General features: G+C 68.3%; 20 protein-coding genes and 1 tRNA gene. 18 read left to right on the top strand and 3 right to left on the bottom strand.

The annotated features are described in order from the left end of the window. Window positions 1-780: 780 nt before the first annotated feature. Together AC1DMS_RS05010 and AC1DMS_RS05005 are read left to right on the top strand one after the other, a co-directional pair. Window positions 781-1,554, top strand: coding sequence for a TIGR04325 family methyltransferase (locus AC1DMS_RS05010; RefSeq protein ID WP_478180722.1), 774 nt, complete (start codon window positions 781-783; stop codon window positions 1,552-1,554). Window positions 1,555-1,792: 238 nt separating this feature from the next. Further along, a complete protein-coding gene (locus AC1DMS_RS05005; RefSeq protein ID WP_018904682.1) occupies window positions 1,793-2,050 on the top strand; it encodes a hypothetical protein in 258 nt (85 codons plus the stop codon). Window positions 2,051-2,084: 34 nt separating this feature from the next. On the opposite strand, the gene AC1DMS_RS05000 is transcribed toward AC1DMS_RS05005, so the two are convergent. Further along, window positions 2,085-2,158, bottom strand: a tRNA-Gly gene (locus AC1DMS_RS05000). 114 nt (window positions 2,159-2,272) lie between these two features. Between AC1DMS_RS05000 and AC1DMS_RS04995 the strand changes: the two genes are divergently transcribed. Genes AC1DMS_RS04995 through AC1DMS_RS04985 form a run of 3 tightly spaced genes read left to right on the top strand, consistent with a single transcriptional unit; the run spans window position 2,273 to window position 3,301 of the window. Beyond that, complete coding sequence (locus AC1DMS_RS04995; RefSeq protein WP_478180721.1) at window positions 2,273-2,683, top strand: hypothetical protein; 411 nt, start codon at window positions 2,273-2,275, stop codon at window positions 2,681-2,683. A gap of 35 nt (window positions 2,684-2,718) precedes the next feature. After that, window positions 2,719-2,958, top strand: coding sequence for a hypothetical protein (locus tag AC1DMS_RS04990; protein ID WP_478180720.1), 240 nt, complete (start codon window positions 2,719-2,721; stop codon window positions 2,956-2,958). A gap of 13 nt (window positions 2,959-2,971) precedes the next feature. Next, window positions 2,972-3,301: a hypothetical protein gene (locus tag AC1DMS_RS04985; protein ID WP_478180719.1), complete on the top strand. Its 330-nt coding sequence runs from the start codon at window positions 2,972-2,974 to the stop codon at window positions 3,299-3,301. A gap of 46 nt (window positions 3,302-3,347) precedes the next feature. Here the strand turns inward: AC1DMS_RS04985 and AC1DMS_RS04980 are convergent, their stop codons facing one another. Both AC1DMS_RS04980 and AC1DMS_RS04975 read right to left on the bottom strand, forming a co-directional pair. After that, entirely contained in the window at window positions 3,348-3,908 is a 561-nt protein-coding gene (locus tag AC1DMS_RS04980) for a hypothetical protein (RefSeq protein WP_478180718.1), read from the bottom strand. Between the two features lie 127 nt (window positions 3,909-4,035). Further along, the gene (locus tag AC1DMS_RS04975; protein ID WP_478180717.1) at window positions 4,036-4,857 is read right to left on the bottom strand and encodes a ferritin-like domain-containing protein; all 822 of its coding nucleotides are present in this window, start codon (window positions 4,855-4,857) and stop codon (window positions 4,036-4,038) included. A 246-nt stretch (window positions 4,858-5,103) separates the two neighbouring features. Here AC1DMS_RS04975 and alaS point away from each other — a divergent pair, with 246 nt between their 5' ends. The 13 genes from alaS (at window position 5,104) to AC1DMS_RS04910 (ending at window position 20,250) form a co-directional block, all read left to right on the top strand. Beyond that, complete coding sequence (gene alaS / locus AC1DMS_RS04970) at window positions 5,104-7,728, top strand: alanine--tRNA ligase (protein WP_478180716.1); 2,625 nt, start codon at window positions 5,104-5,106, stop codon at window positions 7,726-7,728. Next, entirely contained in the window at window positions 7,728-8,762 is a 1,035-nt protein-coding gene (locus AC1DMS_RS04965; RefSeq protein WP_478180715.1) for a 2-dehydropantoate 2-reductase, read from the top strand. The genes alaS and AC1DMS_RS04965 overlap by 1 nt, the downstream gene beginning before the upstream one ends. A 57-nt stretch (window positions 8,763-8,819) precedes the next feature. After that, window positions 8,820-10,076, top strand: coding sequence for a D-amino acid dehydrogenase (locus tag AC1DMS_RS04960; protein WP_478180714.1), 1,257 nt, complete (start codon window positions 8,820-8,822; stop codon window positions 10,074-10,076). 186 nt (window positions 10,077-10,262) lie between these two features. Further along, complete coding sequence (locus AC1DMS_RS04955) at window positions 10,263-11,249, top strand: Bug family tripartite tricarboxylate transporter substrate binding protein (RefSeq protein WP_012748271.1); 987 nt, start codon at window positions 10,263-10,265, stop codon at window positions 11,247-11,249. A 9-nt stretch (window positions 11,250-11,258) separates the two neighbouring features. After that, window positions 11,259-12,074 carry an SDR family oxidoreductase gene (locus AC1DMS_RS04950; protein WP_478083381.1) on the top strand — a complete coding sequence of 272 codons (816 nt, stop codon included), beginning with the start codon at window positions 11,259-11,261 and terminating at the stop codon, window positions 12,072-12,074. A gap of 34 nt (window positions 12,075-12,108) precedes the next feature. Beyond that, entirely contained in the window at window positions 12,109-12,657 is a 549-nt protein-coding gene (locus AC1DMS_RS04945) for a cupin domain-containing protein (protein WP_012748269.1), read from the top strand. A gap of 17 nt (window positions 12,658-12,674) precedes the next feature. After that, entirely contained in the window at window positions 12,675-13,550 is an 876-nt protein-coding gene (locus tag AC1DMS_RS04940) for an alpha/beta fold hydrolase (protein WP_478180713.1), read from the top strand. A 44-nt stretch (window positions 13,551-13,594) separates the two neighbouring features. Then, window positions 13,595-14,431, top strand: a complete 837-nt coding sequence (locus tag AC1DMS_RS04935; protein WP_012748267.1) for an IclR family transcriptional regulator — start codon at window positions 13,595-13,597, stop codon at window positions 14,429-14,431. 8 nt (window positions 14,432-14,439) lie between these two features. Further along, the gene (locus tag AC1DMS_RS04930; protein WP_478180712.1) at window positions 14,440-15,279 is read left to right on the top strand and encodes an SDR family oxidoreductase; all 840 of its coding nucleotides are present in this window, start codon (window positions 14,440-14,442) and stop codon (window positions 15,277-15,279) included. After that, entirely contained in the window at window positions 15,272-16,990 is a 1,719-nt protein-coding gene (locus tag AC1DMS_RS04925) for a thiamine pyrophosphate-binding protein (RefSeq protein ID WP_478180711.1), read from the top strand. The genes AC1DMS_RS04930 and AC1DMS_RS04925 overlap by 8 nt, the downstream gene beginning before the upstream one ends. A gap of 5 nt (window positions 16,991-16,995) precedes the next feature. Continuing rightward, window positions 16,996-17,790 carry an aspartate dehydrogenase gene (locus tag AC1DMS_RS04920; protein WP_478180710.1) on the top strand — a complete coding sequence of 265 codons (795 nt, stop codon included), beginning with the start codon at window positions 16,996-16,998 and terminating at the stop codon, window positions 17,788-17,790. 13 nt (window positions 17,791-17,803) lie between these two features. Continuing rightward, a complete protein-coding gene (locus AC1DMS_RS04915) occupies window positions 17,804-19,282 on the top strand; it encodes an aldehyde dehydrogenase (protein WP_412511139.1) in 1,479 nt (492 codons plus the stop codon). Next, a complete protein-coding gene (locus tag AC1DMS_RS04910) occupies window positions 19,279-20,250 on the top strand; it encodes a VOC family protein (RefSeq protein ID WP_012748262.1) in 972 nt (323 codons plus the stop codon). The genes AC1DMS_RS04915 and AC1DMS_RS04910 overlap by 4 nt, the downstream gene beginning before the upstream one ends. The last annotated feature ends 12 nt before the right edge of the window (window positions 20,251-20,262 follow it).

The raw sequence follows: 20,262 nt of genomic DNA, 5'->3' as shown, positions 1-20,262 counted from the left end.
TTCTATTTCGAGGCAATCCTAGAGGCTTTGTCTGGCGCGGTGTTGATCAAAGTTTGTCAGGTTACATTCCCGAATCATTCGTTACATACTCGTACTACCTCATATCGCTCGAACAGGGTAACCAGCGCCCATTTCGGGCGCCTTTCCCCGATTCCGCCCGAACTGAGGAGCAGGCGTTTTCACGGAAGGCATTGGCCCAGGGAACTCACTGTAGGAATTGCGCCGCTGCCGCGCATGAGCAATGCGCCCCCTCCAGAGGGAGACAAGCGCCCCCGGCCGCACTGCTTGCGACCATGACAAAGCGCCTGTCGAAAACATGGCAAACCGCTGCTGCGCAAGCCGAATACATCTGCAAAATGGGGAGGCGGGGTAGAGGCGAGACAGGGGAGTGCCGGCAGCCCGGCATCACCTGCGCCAGATGCCCCAGCCGGTCTGCCGGGAGCAGATTGGGTGGGGCCGCGAAGCGCAATGGATGTAATCGCTACCCGCGCGGGGCAAGGTAGCCATTAATTGACTTGGCTTCGGGTGAATATGAAGATATTCCCCGAGGGGGCGCCGCAGTTGTGTAACTCCAGGGTGGTCGGCTGCCTCGCCGATTGACAGGATTCAGGTCGATTTTTTTGTAAATTTAATAAATCAATCGGGTTTGTGGCGTTTTGATAGCAATTCAAGGCCTGGAGGTCCGCAGCAAATCCGAAAAGCGCCGGCACTTGCCGGGAGTTCGTCCGTGCGGCACCCGAATCGCCAGGGGTGCATTTCAGCCAATGAGGAAACCAGCCCATGCTTCCCAACCTGCTGCCCTTGCGTCACCGCGCCGAAGCCTACAGGCGCAAGTTCCTGGTCAACGAGACCGAGAACCTCTTCATGGGCTCCTTCGAGAGCTTTGCCGCCGCCGAGGCCGGCGCGCCGGAGTCGAAGGCCGTCGGCTACAGCAACGCCAAGGCGGCCGGCGAGCTCTACACCCACCAGATCTACTTCTACGACTACCCCGGCCTTTTCTGGCTCGGGAGATCGTTCGACGAGGGCATGCGGCGCGTGTTCGACCTGGGCGGCCACGTGGGCATCAAGTACTACGCATTCCGCCGCGTCCTGCCTTACCCCGACAGCCTGCGCTGGACGGTCTGCGACGTGCCCGGGGTGGTGCAGTCAGGCAAGGAGCTGGCCGTGCAGCGCGACGCCACCGCGCAGCTGGACTTCACCACCGACTACCAGGGCGCCAGCGGCTGCGACGTGCTCTATGCCTCGGGCAGCCTGCAGTATTTGCCGCAGCGCATCGCCGAGATCCTGTCGGGGCTTGCCGTGAAGCCCAGGCGCATCGTGCTGAACACGACGGCCGTGCACCCCGAGCGCACCATCTACACGATCAACAGCATCGGCATCGCGTTCTGCCCCTACCGCATCCAGCACGTCGAGGAGTTGTGGGCCGAACTCAGGGATGCCGGCTACAAGCGCCGCGATGCCTGGCGCAACGAAGGCAAGCCGATCGAGGTGCCCTTCGTCGAGGGCGGCGACACGCCCTATTACGCGGGCTGCTGCTTCGATCTGGCGGGATAGTGGGTACCTAGGTACCATCTCCATCTGTTACTCGGCCCCCTGGTTGCGCCAGCCTCGGCGGCCCGAGCCCCCGGCCTTCCGATCCGCTTCGGAGGGCCTCCTTGCTTTAGTGCTTAAGTTGGCGTCTTCGCTACAACGCGGCTGGCTTGCGTCCGACAAGCCAACGCGGCAGGGAAAGACTTTTTTCGAAATTCACGCGAAGGAACATTTCGGCAACAACACCAATCGAGGGATCCGCATGCCTTTGACTTTCCTGATGAGCCTCCAGCACGTACCGCTGCCCAAGAAAGTAGTGACTCCCGAAGACGTTCGACACGTGTCCGTCCTCAAGGCAACGGGCCTGATCGAAGCTGAAATAGCGCCGGCGCTGGACGGCTCGGGCAAATACAAGAACGCACGCAACGCCATCGTGAAGCGCATCACCAAGGAGGGGATGGCCGAGATCAACAGGATGCGGACCGAGGAGAGCCGGTCGAAGCTTGCGCGGCGGCTGTGAGCGGCGTGCAGGCCGCGCAGGAGTGCGGGGCTGGTGGAGCGGGTGAAGGGAATCGAACCCTCGTATGAAGCTTGGGAAGCTGCCGTTCTACCATTGAACTACACCCGCAGCAGGCGCGGATTCTACCGTCAGTCCCGAGGGCGGGCCTCATTGCTTCGGATGACGCGGCGGCGGCTTGGATTGCCTACGCTGGCGCATCCCGTTGCCGCAAGGAAGCCCGCCATGTACGACCGCGTCATTCAGCTCGCCGGCTCCTTTGCTGCGGGGGCGCTGGCCTCCGGCGCCTTGCTGGCGTTCGCGGCTGGCAGTCCGCCTGCGAACGTCGTGGCCCCGCGCAGCATGGCCGCGCGGCCGGCCGCGGTGCCGCTGCCGGCCGTTGCAGGAGCGTCCCGGCTCGGTCTGCTGCGCAACGAAGCGGCCGGCGGGGACGAGCTTTCGAACTGGCAACTCTCCAATGCCTTGTTCGACAGGTACGACGCGAGCGGCGAGGCCGACGACCTCTACGAGGCCCTGATCTGGATGGAGAGGCGCCGGGATGCGTCCGGCAATGCGCAACTGATCGCGCGCGTCGTCGACCGCTACTGCGGGCAGCGCGTGGTGCGCTGGCACTGGTTCTGCGTCGAGGGCGAGTGATTCCCCAGGCAATGCCGACATCACCAGGAGCAGACATGGACTTCCTCAGGATCTTTCACGCAGCAGCACTCTTGGGGCTCGGCGCGGCCGGCGCCGGGTGCGGGCAGGGCCAGCCATCGGCCGGGCCTGCGGGTGCCGAGGCCGGCCACGTGGTGGCGGCAGTGGACGCGAAGGTGGCCGCGGAGCGCGTGGACAACTACATCGGCGCGGTCTTCTCGCAGCAGCAGCAGGCACTTTCCCTCAAGGCGCCGGAGCCGGACGCCCCGGGCTTTTGAGAGGAGGCTAGCCATGAAGCCCGATTGCTCCCGCATGATGCTTTTTGCGGCCGTGCCGCTGGCCCTGGCCGCCTCGATGGCAGCCGCGCAGCCCGGCATGGACAAACCCGCCTCGATGCCGCTTGCCGAACTCAAGCAGGCCTACCTGGCCTGCGACCGCACGGCCACCCGCCAGATGCTGGACATGGAGTCGGCGGCGCGCTGCTCGTTCATCGGCGAAGCACTGCAGGATCGCGCCTTCGACGGCAGCTTCGACCGGCTGCTGGCCTGGTGGCGCACCGAAAAGCAGCTGGCCGCCTCGGTGCAAACAGCGGAACAGCCGCTCGCGCGCGAAGGGCAGTGAAGGGAAGGCGCCCCGGGGCAGGTTGCCCCGCCGCGGCGCCATCGGATCAGCGCCGAAAAACCGAAGGCTCGTTCTGCCCCCGTGCCGCCGCAAGGCACTTGCTCGCCGCCTCCGCAGCCTCCTGCATCAGTTGCTGATCGAGCGCGTCGGGCGCGGGCCCGAGGTCGCGGAAATAGGCGATCTGCTTCCTGTGCAGGTCGTTCGCCGCGTCGCGGGAGCGCTGCTCCAGTTCCTTCCACAGCCGCAGGTACGCGACGGTGGCGGGCACGAGCTCCGGTGCGGCCGGCGCAACCGGCGCGCCCGGGACGAGGCCGGCGCCGATATCGATCTCGTCCGCATGCGCGAACTGTTCCTCGGTCCAGGCCGGCTTGGGCGGCATGTCCCCGGCCTGGGCCTCTTCGCCGATGCCCGCGGCAAACCAGCGGTAGGTGTTCTTGCGTTTGCCGACGCGGCCCGTGGTTCGCACGAACAGGTAGCCCGCTGTCGCGTTTCCCGTTCCATCGACCGGTATGCCGGCTGCCCGAAGCGCCTCGACCCTCTCGTCGACGCTCAAGTAGAAGGACAACTGCAACGTGACTGTTGCGTTGTGAATGACCTGATGGACCATTGCTCCGCTCACATTGGTTGGCAAAGGGCGAAGCATCCCTTTCCCGGCCCCGCAAGTGAAGATATTTAAGAGGTCAAAAGTGTGATTTTTTTCACGAGTTGCAAAAAAGTTTGCAATCATGAACCCGTCAGCGCAGGAAGACGTGCTCCATGAACTGCCGGATCGGGTACTGCACCACGGCCTGCACGCCGGCCGGCAGTTCCAGCGGCCGCATCAGCATCTTGAGCGTGGCGCCCGGGCTCAGGTGGGTGCGCACGGTGCTGTTCATGCGCGCGCTCAGCTGCTGGATGTAGGCCGTGTCGGCGGCCCGCCCGGGGGTGCGGGCGCGCACCACGTGGCGGATGGCGCAGTCGGCGTCCTCGCTCTTGAGTTCCAGCGTGCGCCGGCCGATGGTGCCCAGCACGCGGAAGCGGCCCAGCCCTTCCTCTTGCCGGTAGCGCCGGAAAAACCGGTAGAAGTGCTTGTAGTGGCTGACCTCGTCGGCCGCGATGCGGCTTGCCAGGTCACGCAGCACCGGTTCGGTGGTGCTGCGCGCCAGTGCCCGGTAGTAGCTGGCGGTGCCGGTCTCGATCACGCAGCGCGCGGCCAGCTCGAGCCCGCGCGTCGGCGCGAGCAGCTCCACCTTGCAATAGGTGGCGTATTCCTCCAGGAAGCCGCGGTAGGCGCCTTCCCAGTCGAATTCGGGCCAGACGTGGGAAACGTAGGCGCGCAAGGCCCGGCCATGCTGCAGTTCCTCGGCTTCCCATTGGTGGGTGAGCCAGGCGGTGACTTCGTCGTCGCCGCGGAAGAAGTCGACCAGGTTCTGGGTGTACAGGTCCGAGCCGCTTTCGACGAACGAGGCGCAGGCCACGAGATAGAAGAGATTCTCGTCCCGACGGACCTCCGGCCGCGCGATGCGGGAGAAATCCAGGTCCTCGATCTTCCAGTGTGCTGCCTCATGGCCTGCCATGCGTGCTCCTTGATTCACGTTGAAATGAATGGGACGAAGCCGGGCGCATTTGGTTCTGCGCGCTAATTCCCATATTAGCTTTGGCACCCGGGCGGCGCCGGCGCCTCCTGGCGAAGGCGCGGCCCGCAAGCGAAACCTATAATCGATTGTTCAAGCAAATCAAGCAGTCAGGTCGGTTCGCCGCAGTGGTTTCGACGAGAGGGTCGCCATCGCCAGGCCGCCCTCGACAGAAGACGAAATCCAAAGATGAGCCAGCCCACAATCACGGTCGCGGACATCCGCAAGACCTTTCTCGATTTCTTCGCTTCCAAGGGCCACACGGTGGTGGCCTCCAGCTCGCTGGTGCCGGGCAACGATCCCACGCTCATGTTCACCAACTCGGGCATGGTGCAGTTCAAGGACGTGTTCCTCGGCGAAGACAAGCGCCCCTACGTGCGCGCCGCCTCGGTCCAGGCGTGCCTTCGCGCCGGCGGCAAGCACAACGACCTGGAGAACGTGGGCTACACCGCGCGCCACCACACCTTCTTCGAGATGTTGGGCAACTGGAGCTTCGGCGACTACTTCAAGCGCGAATCGCTCACCTGGGCCTTCGAGCTGCTCACCAAGGTCTACAAGCTGCCGGCCGAGAAGCTCTGGGCCACGGTCTACATCGAGGACGACGAGGCCTACGACATCTGGACCAAGGACATCGGCCTGCCGCCCGAGCGCGTGGTGCGCATCGGCGACAACAAGGGCGGGCGCTACATGTCCGACAACTTCTGGATGATGGCCGACACGGGTCCCTGCGGGCCGTGCTCCGAGATCTTCTACGACCACGGTCCCGAGATCCCCGGCGGTCCGCCCGGTTCGCCCGATGAAGACGGCGACCGCTACATCGAGATCTGGAACAACGTGTTCATGCAGTTCGACATGCAGCCCGACGGCTCGGTCAAGAAGCTGCCCGCGCCCTGCGTCGACACCGGCATGGGCCTGGAGCGCCTGGCCGCGATCCTGCAGCACGTGCACAGCAACTACGAGATCGACATCTTCGACGCGCTCATCAAGGCCGCCGCGCGCGAGACGGGCGAGAAGGACCTGGGCAACAACTCGCTCAAGGTGATTGCCGACCACATCCGCGCCACCTCGTTCCTGGTGGCCGACGGCGTCATTCCGTCGAACGAAGGCCGCGGCTACGTGCAGCGCCGCATCGTGCGCCGCGCCATTCGCCACGGCTACAAGCTGGGCCAGAAGAAGCCCTTCTTCCACAAGCTGGTGCCCGACCTCGTGAAGCTCATGGGCGAGGCCTACCCCAAGCTGGTGGCCGACGAGAAGCGCATCACCGAAACCCTCAAGGCCGAGGAAGAACGCTTCTTCGAGACGCTGGCCAATGGCATGGAAATCCTCGACGCGGCCCTGGCCGGCGACGCCAGGACGCTGCCGGGCGAAGTCGCTTTCAAGCTGCACGACACCTACGGCTTTCCGCTCGACCTGTCGGCCGACGTGTGCCGCGAGCGCGGCGTGAGCGTGGACGAGGCCGGCTTCAATGCCGCCATGGAAAAGCAGAAGGCCGCAGGCCGCGCCGCCGGCAAGTTCAAGATGGACCGCAACGTCGAATACGGCGGTGCGGGCAACGTCTTCACGGGCTACGAGAAGCTCGAAGAGAACGCCAAGGTCGTGGCGCTGTACTTCGAAGGCGCGGCCGTGCAGCAACTGAAGGAAGGCCAGCCCGGCATCGTGGTGCTCGACACCACGCCTTTCTATTCGGAGAGCGGCGGCCAGGTCGGCGACCAGGGCGTGCTGGTGGCCGAGGGCGTGCAGTTCGGCGTGGACGACACGCAGAAGATCAAGGCCGACGTGTTCGGCCACCACGGCACGCAGACCCAGGGCACGCTCAAGGTGGGCGACACGGTCAAGGCCGCGGTCGACACCGCGCGCCGCGCCGCCACCATGCGCAACCACTCGGTCACGCACCTGATGCACAAGGCCCTGCGCGAAGTGCTGGGCGCGCACGTGCAGCAGAAGGGCTCGCTGGTCGATGCCGACAAGACGCGCTTCGACTTCGCGCACAACGCAGCCGTCACGCACGACCAGATCCTCGAGATCGAGAAGCGCGTGAACGCCGAGATCCTGGCCAACACCGAGACGCATGCGCGCGTGATGGACATGGAGTCGGCCCAGAAGACCGGCGCCATGATGCTGTTCGGCGAGAAGTACGGCGAGAGCGTGCGCGTGCTCGACATCGGCTCCAGCCGCGAGCTCTGCGGCGGCACCCACGTGGGCCGCACGGGCGACATCGGCCTGTTCAAGATCGTGAGCGAAGGCGGCGTGGCCGCCGGCGTGCGGCGCATCGAGGCCGTCACGGGCGCCAATGCGCTCGGCTACCTGCAGGAGCTCGAAGCCACGGTGCAGAGCGTGGCCGCCACGCTCAAGTCGCCGGCCGCCGAACTGCAGGGCCGGCTCGTGCAGGTGCTGGAGCAGGTGAGGGCGCTGGAGCGCGAAGTGGGTTCGCTCAAGGGCAAGCTCGCCTCGTCGAAGGGCGACGAGCTGGTGGCGCAGGCGGTCGACGTCAACGGCATCAAGGTGCTGGCCGCCAAGCTCGACGGCGCCGACGCCAAGACGCTGCGCGACACCATGGACAAGCTCAAGGACAAGCTCAAGACGGCGGTGGTCGTGCTGGCCGCGGTCGACGGCGCCAAGGTGCAGGTGGCTGCGGGCGTCACGAGCGACACGGTCGGCAAGGTCAAGGCCGGCGAACTGGTCAACTTTGTCGCACAGCAGGTGGGCGGCAAGGGCGGCGGCAAGGCCGACATGGCCATGGCCGGCGGCACCGATGCCGCGGGCCTGCCGGCGGCGCTCCAATCGGTGCAAGCCTGGGTGGCGGAACGCACCTGATGGCCCGAGCCGAGGTGCCCGGCCGGCCTCCCGGCGAAGTGCTGGTGATGGGGGCGGGCACCATCGGCTGCTTCGTGGGCGGCAGCCTGGCGGCGGCCGGCGTGCCGGTCACTTTCGTCGGCCGTCCGCGCGTGCTGCGGGGCCTGGCCGAACACGGCCTGGCGCTCACCGACTTGGAAGGCGGCACGCACCGCCTGCCGGCCGCGAGCCTTCGGCTGAGCGAGCAGGTGCCCGTCGGCGCGATGCCGTCGCTGGTGCTGCTGTGCGTGAAGAGCGGCGCCACGGCCAGTGCCGCCGCCGAACTGGCTTTTGCGCTGCCCGCGGGCACGCTGGTCGTCTCGCTGCAGAACGGCATCTCCAACTGCGCTTCGGCGTCGCGCGTGGGGCCCACGCTCCAGGTGCTGCCGGGCATGGTGCCCTACAACGTGGCCGAGATCGGGCCCGGTGCCTTCCACCGCGGAACGGCCGGCCGGCTGGCGGCGCAGGACGATGCGGCGCTGCGGCCCTGGCTGCCGGTCTTCGCGCGGGCCGGCGTGCCGCTCGACCTTTACCCTGACCTGCTGCCCGTGCAGTGGGGCAAGCTGCTGCTCAACCTCAACAACCCGGTCAATGCGCTCTCGGGCCTGCCGCTGCGCGACGAGCTGCTGCAGCGCGGCTACCGGCGCTGCTTTGCGGCGCTGATCGACGAGGCGCTTGGCGTGCTGGGCAGCGCCGGCATCGCGCCCGCGCAGGTGGCCGCGGTGCCGGCGCAGCGGCTGTCGGCGGTGCTGCGGCTGCCCGACTGGCTGTTTCGCCTCGTCGCGGCGCGCATGCTGCGCATCGACGCCAAGGCCCGCTCGAGCATGGCCGACGACCTGGCGCTCGGGCGGCGCACCGAGATCGATGCGCTCAGCGGCGAGGTCGTGCGCCTCGCGCAGGACCAGGACCTGGAGGCGCCGCGCAACGCGAGGATGTTCGCGCTGCTCGAGGAGTGGCCCGCCCAGCCCCGGCGCTGGACGGCACGGCAATTGCAAGACGCACTGGGCCTGTCGTAGCGCGGACGCTGTACCCTCTGGGGCCATCGGTGCGCATGGTTTCAAGGGAGTGTTCTCATGCAGGTTCTGATCCTCGGCAGCGGTGTCATCGGCACCTCGGTGGCGTACTACCTGGCGCGCGCCGGCCACGACGTGACGGTGCTCGAGCGCCAGCCCGCGCCCGCGCTCGAAACCAGCTTCGGCAACGCGGGCGAGGTGTCGCCCGGCTATTCGGCGCCCTGGGCCGGGCCCGGCGTGCCGCTCAAGGCCATCAAGTGGATGCTCATGCAGCACAGCCCGCTGGTGATCAAGCCCATGCTCGATCCGGCCATGTGGCGCTGGGGCCTGTCGATGCTGTGCAATTGCACGCAGGCGCGCTACGAGCTCAACAAGGGCCGCATGGTGCGGCTTGCCGAATACAGCCGCGACTGCCTCAAGGCGCTGCGCGCCGACACCGGCATCCGCTACGACGAGCGCGCGCTCGGCACGCTGCAGCTCTTTCGGACCCAGAAGCAGCTCGACGGCATCGCCAAGGACGTGGAAGTGCTCCAGGCCTCCGGCGTGCCCTACCAGGTGCTCGACCGCGAAGGCTGCGTGCACTACGAGCCGGCGCTCGCGGCCGTGAAGAACAAGTTCGTCGGCGGCCTGCGCCTGCCGGGCGACGAGACCGGCGACTGCTTCAAGTTCACACAGGCGCTGGCCGTGCTGGCCGAGGCGGCCGGCGCGAAGTTCCGCTTCGGCGTGGGCATCCAGGCCATCGAGCACGGCGCCGGCGGCGTCACGGCCGTGCGCACCGATGCCGGCCGCTTCACGGCGGACCGCTACGTGGTGGCGCTCGGCAGCTACTCGCCGGCCATGGTCAAGCCGCTGGGCATCGACCTGCCGGTGTACCCGGTCAAGGGCTTCTCGATCACCGTGCCCATCTCCGACGCCAGCGGCGCGCCCGAATCCACCGTGATGGACGAGACCTTCAAGGTGGCCGTCACGCGGCTGGGCGAGCGCATCCGCGTGGGCGGCACCGCGCAGCTCTCGGGCTTCGACCTGCGGCTCGACGCAAGGCGGCGCGACACGCTCGAGCATGTCGTGACCGATCTCTTTCCGAAGGGCGGCAATGTGCGCGACGCCTCCTTCTGGACCGGCCTGCGCCCCATGACTCCCGACGGCACGCCGGTGATCGGCGCCACGCGCATTCCCAACCTGATGCTGAGCACCGGCCACGGCACGCTTGGCTGGACCATGGCGGCCGGCACCGGCCGCGTGATGGCCGACCTGATCGATGGCCGAAGCCCCGCCATCGACATGGAAGGCCTGACGGTGGCGCGCTACGGCGCCTGAGCCGGGCAGCCGGACAACCCGCCTGAGAAACACCCGCCGCCCGCACGGCGGGCGCGGCCCTGCGCGCCGGATTCAAGGGTTTGTACCTAGATTGACGAAGCCATTGGTACTCGGTATTCTTCGTCTCGTTCCATTAATAAATCACTGTTTCATTAGTGAAACAGACAGATCCACCCCACGAACGCCATGCCATCCACACGCCGACAAGCCATTGCAGCCGCGCTCGCCCTCGGCGTCGCCTGCGCCACGGGGCCCGCCAGGGCCGAGAGCAGCTATCCGAGCAAGCCGATCACGCTGGTCGTCGCCTATCCGGCCGGCGGCGACACCGACGCGCTGGCGCGGCTCTTCGCCGAGAAGCTGTCGGCGCGCGTGGGCCAGCCCGTGGTGGTCGACAACCGCCCCGGCGCCAGCGGAATCATCGGCAGCGCCTATGTCTCGAAGGCGCAGCCCGACGGCTACACGCTGCTGCTTTCGCCCAGCACCTTCTCGATCGCGCAGCTGGTGCTCAAGACGGGCGGCACCTCGGGCTACGACGTGCTGAACGGCTTCACGCCGATCGTGCAGACCGGCAGCCAGCCGCTGTTCCTGGTGGCGGGCGGCGCCAGCGGCCTCGCAAGCGCCAAGGACCTGGTGGCCGCGGCCAAGGGCGGCAAGCCGCTGACCTTTGCGAGCCCGGGCAGCGGCTCGCCGATGCACATCCTGGGCGAGATGTTCAACCGCGCCGCGGGCGTGAGCCTCGGGCACGTGCCCTACAAGGGCGTGGCGCCGGCGGTCAACGACGTGCTGGGCGGCCACGTGCCCGCCACCTTCATCACGCTGGGCCCGGTGGCGCCGTACCTTGCCAACGGCAAGATGCTGCCGCTCGCGGTGGCCTCGCACGAGCGCTCGGCGCTCGCGCCCAAGGTGCCGACGCTGCAGGAGCTCGGCTACAAGGACGTGGAGGTCACGGCCTGGAACGGCCTCTGGGGCCCGCGCAACCTGCCGCCCGAGATCGTCAAGACGCTCAACGCCCACTTCAACGAGATCCTGAAGATGCCCGAGATCGTCTCGCGCATGGCCGTGCTGGGCACCACGCCCGTGGGCGGCAGCGCCGACGTGCTCGGCAAGACCAACGCCGCGGACTTTGCGCGCTTCGGCAAGGTCATCAAGGAGCTCGGCATCCAGGCCGACTGAAAAAGCACCATGACCGAACCCAAAGCCGTTCCCGATCCCTCGAGCCTGCAAGCCCTGCTGGCCGAGCTGCCCGCCAACCTGCTGGCGGGCCGCCGCATCCTCGTGACCGGCGGCGCGCGCGGGCTGGGGCTTGCGTTTGCGCAGTGCATCGCGGCGGCCGGCGCGCAGGTGGTGCTGGCCGACATCCTCGGCGAGCTGGCCCAGGGCGAAGCCAAGGCGCTGCGCGATGCCGGCCACCGGGCGCATGCGCTGGAAGTCGACCTGTCGGAGCCGGCCTCGATCGAAGCCTGCGCCGCGGAAGCGCTTCGCCTGCTCGGTGGGCTCGACGGCCTCGTCAACAACGCGGCCATCACCAACTCGGGCGGACGCGATGCGCACCAGCTCGACGTCGGCACCTGGGACCGCGTGATGAACGTCAACGTGCGCGGCACCTGGCTCATGGGCCGGGCCTGCCGCCCCGCGCTTGCTGCCAGCGGGCGCGGCGCGGTGGTCAACCTCGCGTCCGACACCGCGCTGTGGGGCGCGCCCAACCTGCTGGCCTATGCCTCGAGCAAGGGCGCCGTCATTGCCATGACGCGCTCGCTGGCGCGCGAGTGGGGCGGCGACAACATCACGGTGAACGCCGTGGCGCCCGGCCTCACGCTGGTGGAAGCCACCGAGTACGTGCCGATGGCGCGCCACCAGAAATACCTCGAAGGCCGCGCCATCCCGCGCGAGCAGCAGGCCGCCGATGTCTGCGGTGCCACGCTGTACCTGCTTTCTGGCCTCGCGCGCTTCGTGACGGGCCAGCTGCTGGCCGTCAACGGCGGCTTTGCGATGCACTGATTCAAATTTTTTTCCGACGAATGGAGTGAACACGATGAGCGATTTGTCCGAACAGCAGAAGATCACCGATACCGCCGGCAGCACGCTGGCGCAGCCCGAAGGCAGCAGCCTGGCCGAGTGGATGAACAGCCGCATTGCGCGCTACGAAACCCGCAAGTACGACTGGGATGCGCTCAAGTTCCAGGCCGACCTCGACCCCAAGTTCCGCCGCGCGCAGATGCGCTACGTGGGCACCGGCGGCACCGGCGTTGCGAAAGACGTCAACACCGTGCCGGCCGAGCACTTCACCTTCTCCACCATGGTGATCCCGGCCGGCCATGAAGGCCCGCCGCACCTGCACACCGACGTGGAAGAAGTGTTCTTCCTGATCCGCGGCAAGCTCAAGGTGGTGATCGAAAAAGACGGCGAACGCTTCGAAACCATCATGACCGACCGCGACCTGATCTCGGTGCCGCCCGGCGTGTACCGCGAAGAAATCAACATCGGCGACGAAGACGCGCTGATGTGCGTGATGCTCGGCGCCAAGAAGCCCGTGACGCCGACCTATCCGGCCGACCATCCGCTCGCGAAGATCAAGCGCTGAAGAAAAAGAAAGAGGCCATGAACGACGCCATTGCCACCCACGCGCAGAGCGCCTTGCCCGCTTCCGAGCTGGCGCTGCTGGAGGCCCGCTTTCCGGCGCGCGCCGTGCCGGTGGGCGGTGGCGCTGAGGTGTCGGTGCGCGAATGCGGCGCGGGTCCGGCCATCGTCTGCCTGCACGGCATCGGCTCGGGTGCGGCCTCGTGGCTCGGCCTTGCCTTGCAGCTCGCGCCGCAGGCCCGCGTGATCGCGTGGGATGCGCCGGGCTATGGCGCATCGACGCCGCTCGCGCCTGCGTCGCCTTGCGCGGCCGACTACGCGCAGCGGCTGCACGGCCTGCTCGATGCGCTGGAGCTGCCGTCCTGCGTGCTGGTCGGCCATTCGCTCGGCGCGATCACGGCGGGCCGCGCCGCGCGCAAGGATTCGGCGCTGGCTTCGTGCATCCGGCGCCTCGTGCTCGTCAGCCCCGCGGCCGGCTATGGCGCCCCGCAGCGCGAGGAAGCCCGCCGCAAGGTGCGCGCCGAGCGGCTTGCCACGCTCGACGAGCTCGGCATCGCCGGCATGGCCGCGAAGCGCGCGGGCCGGCTCGTGTCCGCCGGCGCCAACGAACGCGCGCGCCAGTGGGTGCAATGGAACATGGCGCAGCTGAGCGACGGGGGCTATCGCCAGGCCGTCGAGCTGCTGTGCAATGCCGACCTGCTGGCCGACCTGCCGCCCGCCATGCCGGTGCGCGTGGCCTGTGGCGCGCTCGATGCCGTCACCACGCCCGAGGCCTGCGCCGAGGTCGCGCGCCGCTGCGGCGTGCCGCTCGAATCGATTGCCGATGCCGGCCATGCGAGCTACGTGGAGCAGCCGCAGGCCGTTGCCGCATTGCTGCGCGAAGTGCTGGCCGCCTGACAGAAGACACACGACAAGACAACCAAAGGGAAGAACGAACCACCATGGCCACCCACGACAACGAGACAATGGAAGAGGGCGGCGAGCGCTACAACGTGCCGGCGCTCGAACGCGGCCTGCGCGTGCTGTGCGAGTTCAGCCGCGAGAGCCGCACGCTCTCCGCGCCTGAACTGGGGCGCCGCCTCGACCTGCCGCGCTCGACCGTGTTCCGGCTTCTCACCACGCTGGAGAACATGGGTTTCCTCGAGCGCGCCGAAGGCGGGCGCGACTACCGCCTGGGCCTGGCCGTGCTGCGCCTGGGCTTCGAATACCTGGCCTCGCTGGAGCTCACGCAGCTGGGCGCGCCGCTGCTCAACCGCCTGTGCGACGAGCTGCGCACGCCCTGCAACCTGGTGGTGCGCGACGGCCGCTCCATCGTCTACGTGGCCAAGGTGGCGCCGCCCACGCCGTTCGCAAGCTCGGTCACCGTGGGCACGCGCCTGCCGGCCCATGCCACGGTGCTCGGCCGCGTGCTGCTCGAAGACCTCACGCTGCCGCAGCTGCGCGCGCTCTACCCGGAAGACAGGCTCGAGACCTTCTCGCCGAGCACGCCCACCACCGTGAGCGAGCTGTTCGACATGGTGCAGGCCGACCGCACGCGCGGCTACGTGCTGGGAGAAGGCTTCTTCGAATCGAACATCTCCAGCATTGCGGCGCCGGTGCGCGACCACAGCGGCCACATCGTGGCGGCGCTGGGCGCCACCATCACCTCGGGCCACATCGAGGAGAACCGCATGGACGAGATGGTGCAGCGCGTGCGCGCCACCGCCGAAGAAATTTCGGGCCTCCTGAACTATTCGCCCGCCCGCGCGCAAAAGGTGGTGCCGCTTCGCAGCGCATGAACCACGCCATGACACAGCCATCTACTTCTTCTTCCTTCTTTGCCGCCGACGCACTGGCGGGCCGCGTGGCCGTGGTCACGGGCGGTTCCTCGGGCATCGGCCTGGCCACGGTCGAGCTGCTGCTCGAATGCGGCGCCGCGGTGGCGCTGTGCGGCCGCAATGCCGGGCGGCTCGACAGCGCGGTGGCCGGCCTGCGCGAGAAGCACGCGGGCGCGCGGCTCTTCGCGCAGCCCTGCGACGTGCTCGACGGCCCCTCGGTGCGCGCCTTTGCGGCCGCCAGCGAGGCCGTGCTCGGCCCGGCCTCGATGCTGGTCAACAACGCGGGGCAGGGGCGCGTCTCCACCTTCGCCGACACCGACGACGCGGCCTGGACCGAAGAGCTCAAGCTCAAGTTCTTCTCGGTCATCAACCCCACGCGTGCCTTCCTGCCGCAGCTCGCGGCGCAGCGCATCGTGCACGGCGACGCCGCCATCGTCTGCGCCAACTCGCTGCTCGCGCGCCAGCCCGAGCCGCACATGGTCGCCACCTCGGCCGCGCGCGCCGGCCTGCTGAACCTCGTGCGCTCGATGGCCACCGAGTTCGCGCCGCAGGGCGTGCGCGTGAACGGCATCCTGATCGGCCTGGTCGAGTCGGGCCAGTGGCGCCGCCGCTTCGAGGCGCGCGAAGACAAGTCGCAGGACTGGGCCGCATGGAGCGGCCAGCTCGCGCAGAACAAGCATATTCCGCTGGGCCGCCTGGGGCTTCCGACCGAAGCCGCGCGCGCCATTCTTTTCCTCGCTTCGCCGCTCGCGTCGTACACGACCGGCAGCCACATCGATATCTCTGGAGGCCTTTCGCGCCATGCATAACCCCAACAACAACAACACGGTCACGGTCGGCGCAGTCGTCGCGGCCTTTCTCGAACAGTGCGGCGTCAAGGCGGCCTTCGGCGTGATCTCGATCCACAACATGCCGATCCTCGATGCCTTCGCGCAGCGCGGCGCGATCCGCTTCGTGCCCGCGCGCGGCGAGGCCGGGGCCGGCAACATGGCCGACGCCTATGCGCGCTCCACGGCCAGCCTGGGCGTGTGCCTCACCAGCACGGGCCCGGCGGCCGGCAACATCGCGGGCAGCATGGTCGAGGCTTTGACGGCCGGTGCGCCGCTCTTGCACATCACGGGGCAGATCGAGACACCGTATCTCGACAAGGGCATGTCGTACATCCACGAGGCACCCGACCAGCTGACCATGCTCAAGGCGGTGTCGAAGGCCGCCCTGCGGGTGCGCAGCGTGGAGACGGTGCTCGGCACGCTCAAGCGCGCGGTGCAGCTTGCATTGACCGCGCCGACCGGGCCGGTGAGCGTGGAGATCCCGATTGACATCCAGTCGGCGCTCACGACCATGCCGGCCGACCTGTCGCCGCTGCCGATCGAGCGGCCCGTGCCTTCGGCCGCATCGCTCGACGCGCTGGCCGCGCGCCTTGCAGCCGCCAGGCGCCCGATGCTGTGGGTCGGCGGCGGCGCGCGCCATGCGGGCGCTGCGATCCGCCGGCTGCAGAAGCTCGGCTTCGGCGTGGTCACGACCACGCAGGGCCGCGGCACGGTGCCCGAGGACGACGCGGGTTCGCTCGGCTCCTACAACATCCACAAGCCGGTCGAGGCGCTGTACCAGCGCTGCGACGCAATGCTGGTCGTCGGCTCGCGGCTGCGCGGCAACGAAACGCTCAAGTACGAGCTGAAGCTGCCGCGCCCGCTGCTGCGAATCGATGCCGACGCCGCCGCCGAAGGCCGCGGCTACGCCACCGACCTGTTCGTCTGCGGCGATTCCGCGCTGGCGCTCGAAGGCCTGGCCGACCGCCTCGAGGCCGCGAAGTACAAGGCCGACCCCGAACTGCTCGCCGACCTGCGCGCCGCGCACGAACAGGCCGTGGCCTCGCTGACCGACGGCCTCGGCCCCTATGCCGCGCTCGTGAAGGAACTACAGGCCGCAGCCGGCCGCAGCTTCAACTGGGTGCGCGACGTCACGGTGTCGAACAGCACCTGGGGCAACCGCGAGCTGCGCATCTTCGAGCCGAGCGCGGGCGTGCACGCCACGGGCGGCGGCATCGGGCAGGGCATGCCGATGGCCATTGGCGCGGCCATTGGCGCGGCCGAGACGGGCTCGGGCCGCAAGACCTTCTGCCTGGCGGGCGACGGCGGCTTCATCCTGAACCTCGGCGAGCTTGCCACCGCGGTGCAGGAGCAGGCCGACATGCTGATCGTGCTCATGAACGACAAGGGCTACGGCGTCATCAAGAACATCCAGGACGCGCAGTATGGCGGCCGCCGCTGCTATGCCGACCTGCACACGCCCGACTACGCGATGCTGTGCGCCTCGCTGGCGCTGCCGCATGCGCGCGTGCAGCGCATCGACGAACTGAGGGCGAAGCTCGGCGAGGCGCTGGCCAAGAAGGGCCCGTTCCTGCTCGAGATCGACATGCTGTCGATCGGCGAATTCAAGAGCGCCTTCGCCGGCCCGCCGACCAACACCGTGACGCAGATCCCGGCGCTCGGCAAGGCTGCGGCCACGTCGGTGGAGTGACGGGCATGACCGCGCTGCGCGTTGCACTCATCGGCTGCGGTGCCATCGGCACCTCGGTGCTCGAACTGCTCGAGGGCGACACGGCCCTGGCGGTGGCGGCCATCGTCGTGCCTGAAGAAGGCGTGGCCGCGGCGCAGAGGCTTGTGCCCGGCGTGCCGGTTGCAAGCCGCGTGCCGGTTGCGGGCATCGACCTCGTGGTCGAGACGGCCGGGCATGCGGCCATCGAGGAGCATGTGCTGCCGGCACTCGCGCGCGGCACGCCGTGCATCGTTGCCTCGGTGGGCGCGCTGTCGGCCGCGGGCCTTGCCGAACGGCTCGAAGCCGCCGCCACTGCCGGCCGCACGCAGGTGCAGCTGATCGCGGGCGCCATCGGCGCCATCGATGCACTGGCCGCCGCTCGCATCGGCGGGCTGGGCAGCGTGCGCTACACGGGCCGCAAGCCCCCGCAGGCCTGGAAAGGCACGCCGGCCGAGCAGGGCCGCGACCTCGACGCATTGACCGAGGAAACCGTGATCTTCGAAGGCAGCGCGCGCGAGGCGGCGCAGCTCTATCCCAAGAACGCCAACGTGGCGGCGACCGTGTCGCTCGCGGGGCTGGGGCTCGACAGGACGATGGTGCGGCTCATTGCCGATCCGGCCATCGCCGAGAACGTGCACACGGTCGAGGCCGAGGGCGCCTTCGGCAGCTTCGAGCTGACCATGCGCAACAAGCCGCTTGCGGCCAATCCCAAGACCTCCGCGCTCACCGTCTACAGCGCGGTGCGTGCGCTGCGCAACCGGGCCGCGGCGCTCGCCATCTGAGCCATTCCCCACCATGATTTCTTCCGAACTTCTTCCGATCTGCGTTGCCGGCGAATGGCGCCTGGGCGGCGGCGACGTGTACGAGAGCCTCTATCCCGCCACGGGCGAGCCGATCGCGCGCCTCAGGGCCGCGAGCCTGGCCGATGTCGAGGAGGCCATCACGCGCGCCGATCATGCCTTCCGCACCAGCGGCTGGGCACAGCGCCTGCCGCACGAGCGCGCCGCGGTACTGCACCGCGTGGCGCAGCTGATCCGCGAAGAGAGCGAAAGCCTTGCGCAGAAGCAGCGCCTGGACAACGGCAAGCCGATCAACGAAACGCGCAACCTCGTGGCCAGCGCCGCGGGCACCTTCCAGTTCTTCGCGGCAGCATTGGAGACGCTCGAAGAAACCATCACCCCCTCGCGCGGCGCCTTCGTCACGATGAGCGTGCACGAGCCCATGGGCGTGGTCGCGGCGATCACGCCGTGGAACTCGCCGATCGCGAGCGAAGCGCAGAAGCTCGCGCCCGCGCTGGCGGCCGGCAATGCGGTGGTCGTGAAGCCCGCCGAAGTCACGCCGCTGATGGCGCTGGAGCTCGCGCGCATCTGCGAGCAGGCCGGCGTGCCGAAGGGCATCGTCAGCGTGCTGCCGGGCAAGGGATCGGTCATCGGCGATGCGATCACGAAGCATCCGCTGGTCAAGCGCGTGTCGTTCACCGGCGGCACCACCACCGGCAAGCACATCGCGCACATCGCGGCCGACAAGATGATGCCGGTGTCGCTGGAGCTGGGCGGCAAGTCGCCCACCATGGTGCTCGACGATGCGGACCTCGACCATGCGGTGAGCGGCGTGCTCTACGGCATCTTCAGCTCGTCGGGCGAATCGTGCATCGCCGGCTCGCGCCTCTTTGTGGCACGCGGCATCTACGACGAGTTCCTCACGCGGCTGGCCGAAGGTGCCAATGCCTTGCGCGTGGGCGACCCGGCTTCGGAGCGCACGCAGATGGGCCCGCTCATCACCGCCAGGCACCGCGAGGGCATCGAGCGCTATGTGGAGCTGGGCGTGTCCGAAGGCGGGCGCATCCGCACCGGCGGCGTGCGGCCCCATGGCGGCGACTACGACAAGGGCTACTTCTACCGGCCGACCATCATCGAGGGCCTGGACAACAGCGCACGCATCAGCCAGGAAGAGATCTTCGGCCCGGTCCTGGTCGCGATGCCCTTCGACGACGAGGAGTCGCTGATCGCGCAGGCCAACGACAGCGTCTACGCGCTGGCCGCGGGCGTCTGGAGCCGCGACTTCAAGCGCGCCTGGAAGCTCGGCCGCGCGGTGCAGGCCGGCACCGTCTGGGTCAACACCTACAAGCAGTTCTCGGTCTCCACCCCCTTCGGCGGCTGGCGCGACAGCGGCCTCGGCCGCGAGAAGGGCCGCGAAGGCATCTTCCAGTACATGGAGCAAAAGAGCATGTACTGGGGCACCAACGAACAACCTCTGCCCTGGGCACTGACATGAGCGTACTTGGCATCGACCAGATCACCTACGGGGCGGACGACCTGCCCACCTGCCGCCGTTTCTTCGAGGACTGGGGCTTGGCGCTCAAGTCGGAAGCGGCCGACGAACTCGTCTTCGAATGCCTCAACGGCTGCAAGGTGGTCGTCGCGGCGTTGGACAAGGCGGGCCTGCCGAGCGCGATGGAAGAGGGCCCGACGCTGCGCGAAGTGGTGTGGGGCGTCGAAAGCGAGGCGGACCTCGATCGCTACGCCGCCGCCATCGCAAGGGACCCGGCCTTCTTCGATGGCACGGTCGACGGCGCGCGCCGCATCGGCTGCATCGACCCCAACGGCCTGGCCGTGCGCCTGCAGGTCAGCCGCAAGCATGCGGTCGAAGTCGACTGCGGCGCCATGAACACCTGGAACGCCAAGCCGCGCGTCAACCAGCCCGCACCGGTCTACGAACGCGCGACGCCGATCGAGGTCGGCCACGTGGTGTTCTTCGTGAGCGACGTGGCGGCCACCAGCGCGTTCTATGCGCAGCGCTTCGGCTTCATTTCGTCCGACAGCTATCCGAAGCGCGGCGCGTTCATGCGCTGCGCGCCGGAGGGCGGCCACCATGACCTGTTCCTGCTGCAGATCCCCTCGGGCAAGCGCGGGCTCAACCACGTCGCCTTCACCGTGCGCGACATCCACGAGGTGTTCGGCGGTGGCCTGCACTTTTCGCGCCGCGGCTGGGAAACGCAGCTGGGCCCGGGGCGGCATCCGGTGTCGTCGGCCTACTTCTGGTACTTCAAGAATCCGGCCGGCGGCCTGATCGAGTACTACGCGGACGAAGACCAGCTCACGGCCGACTGGCAGCCGCGCGAGTTCGAGCCAGGGCCTACGGTGTTCGCCGAATGGGCGGTCGACGGCGGCCTCGACGGCAACACGCGCCGCCAGAAGAACGCGGAAGGGCCGAAGGGCGCCTTCCTCACGGAGAAAAAGTGAATCCCACAACCA

This window comes from Variovorax sp. 05T418 (assembly GCF_056396385.1).
The sequence above is the reverse complement of the archived record's forward strand: the minus strand, read 5'-3'. Positions and strand labels throughout refer to the sequence as shown.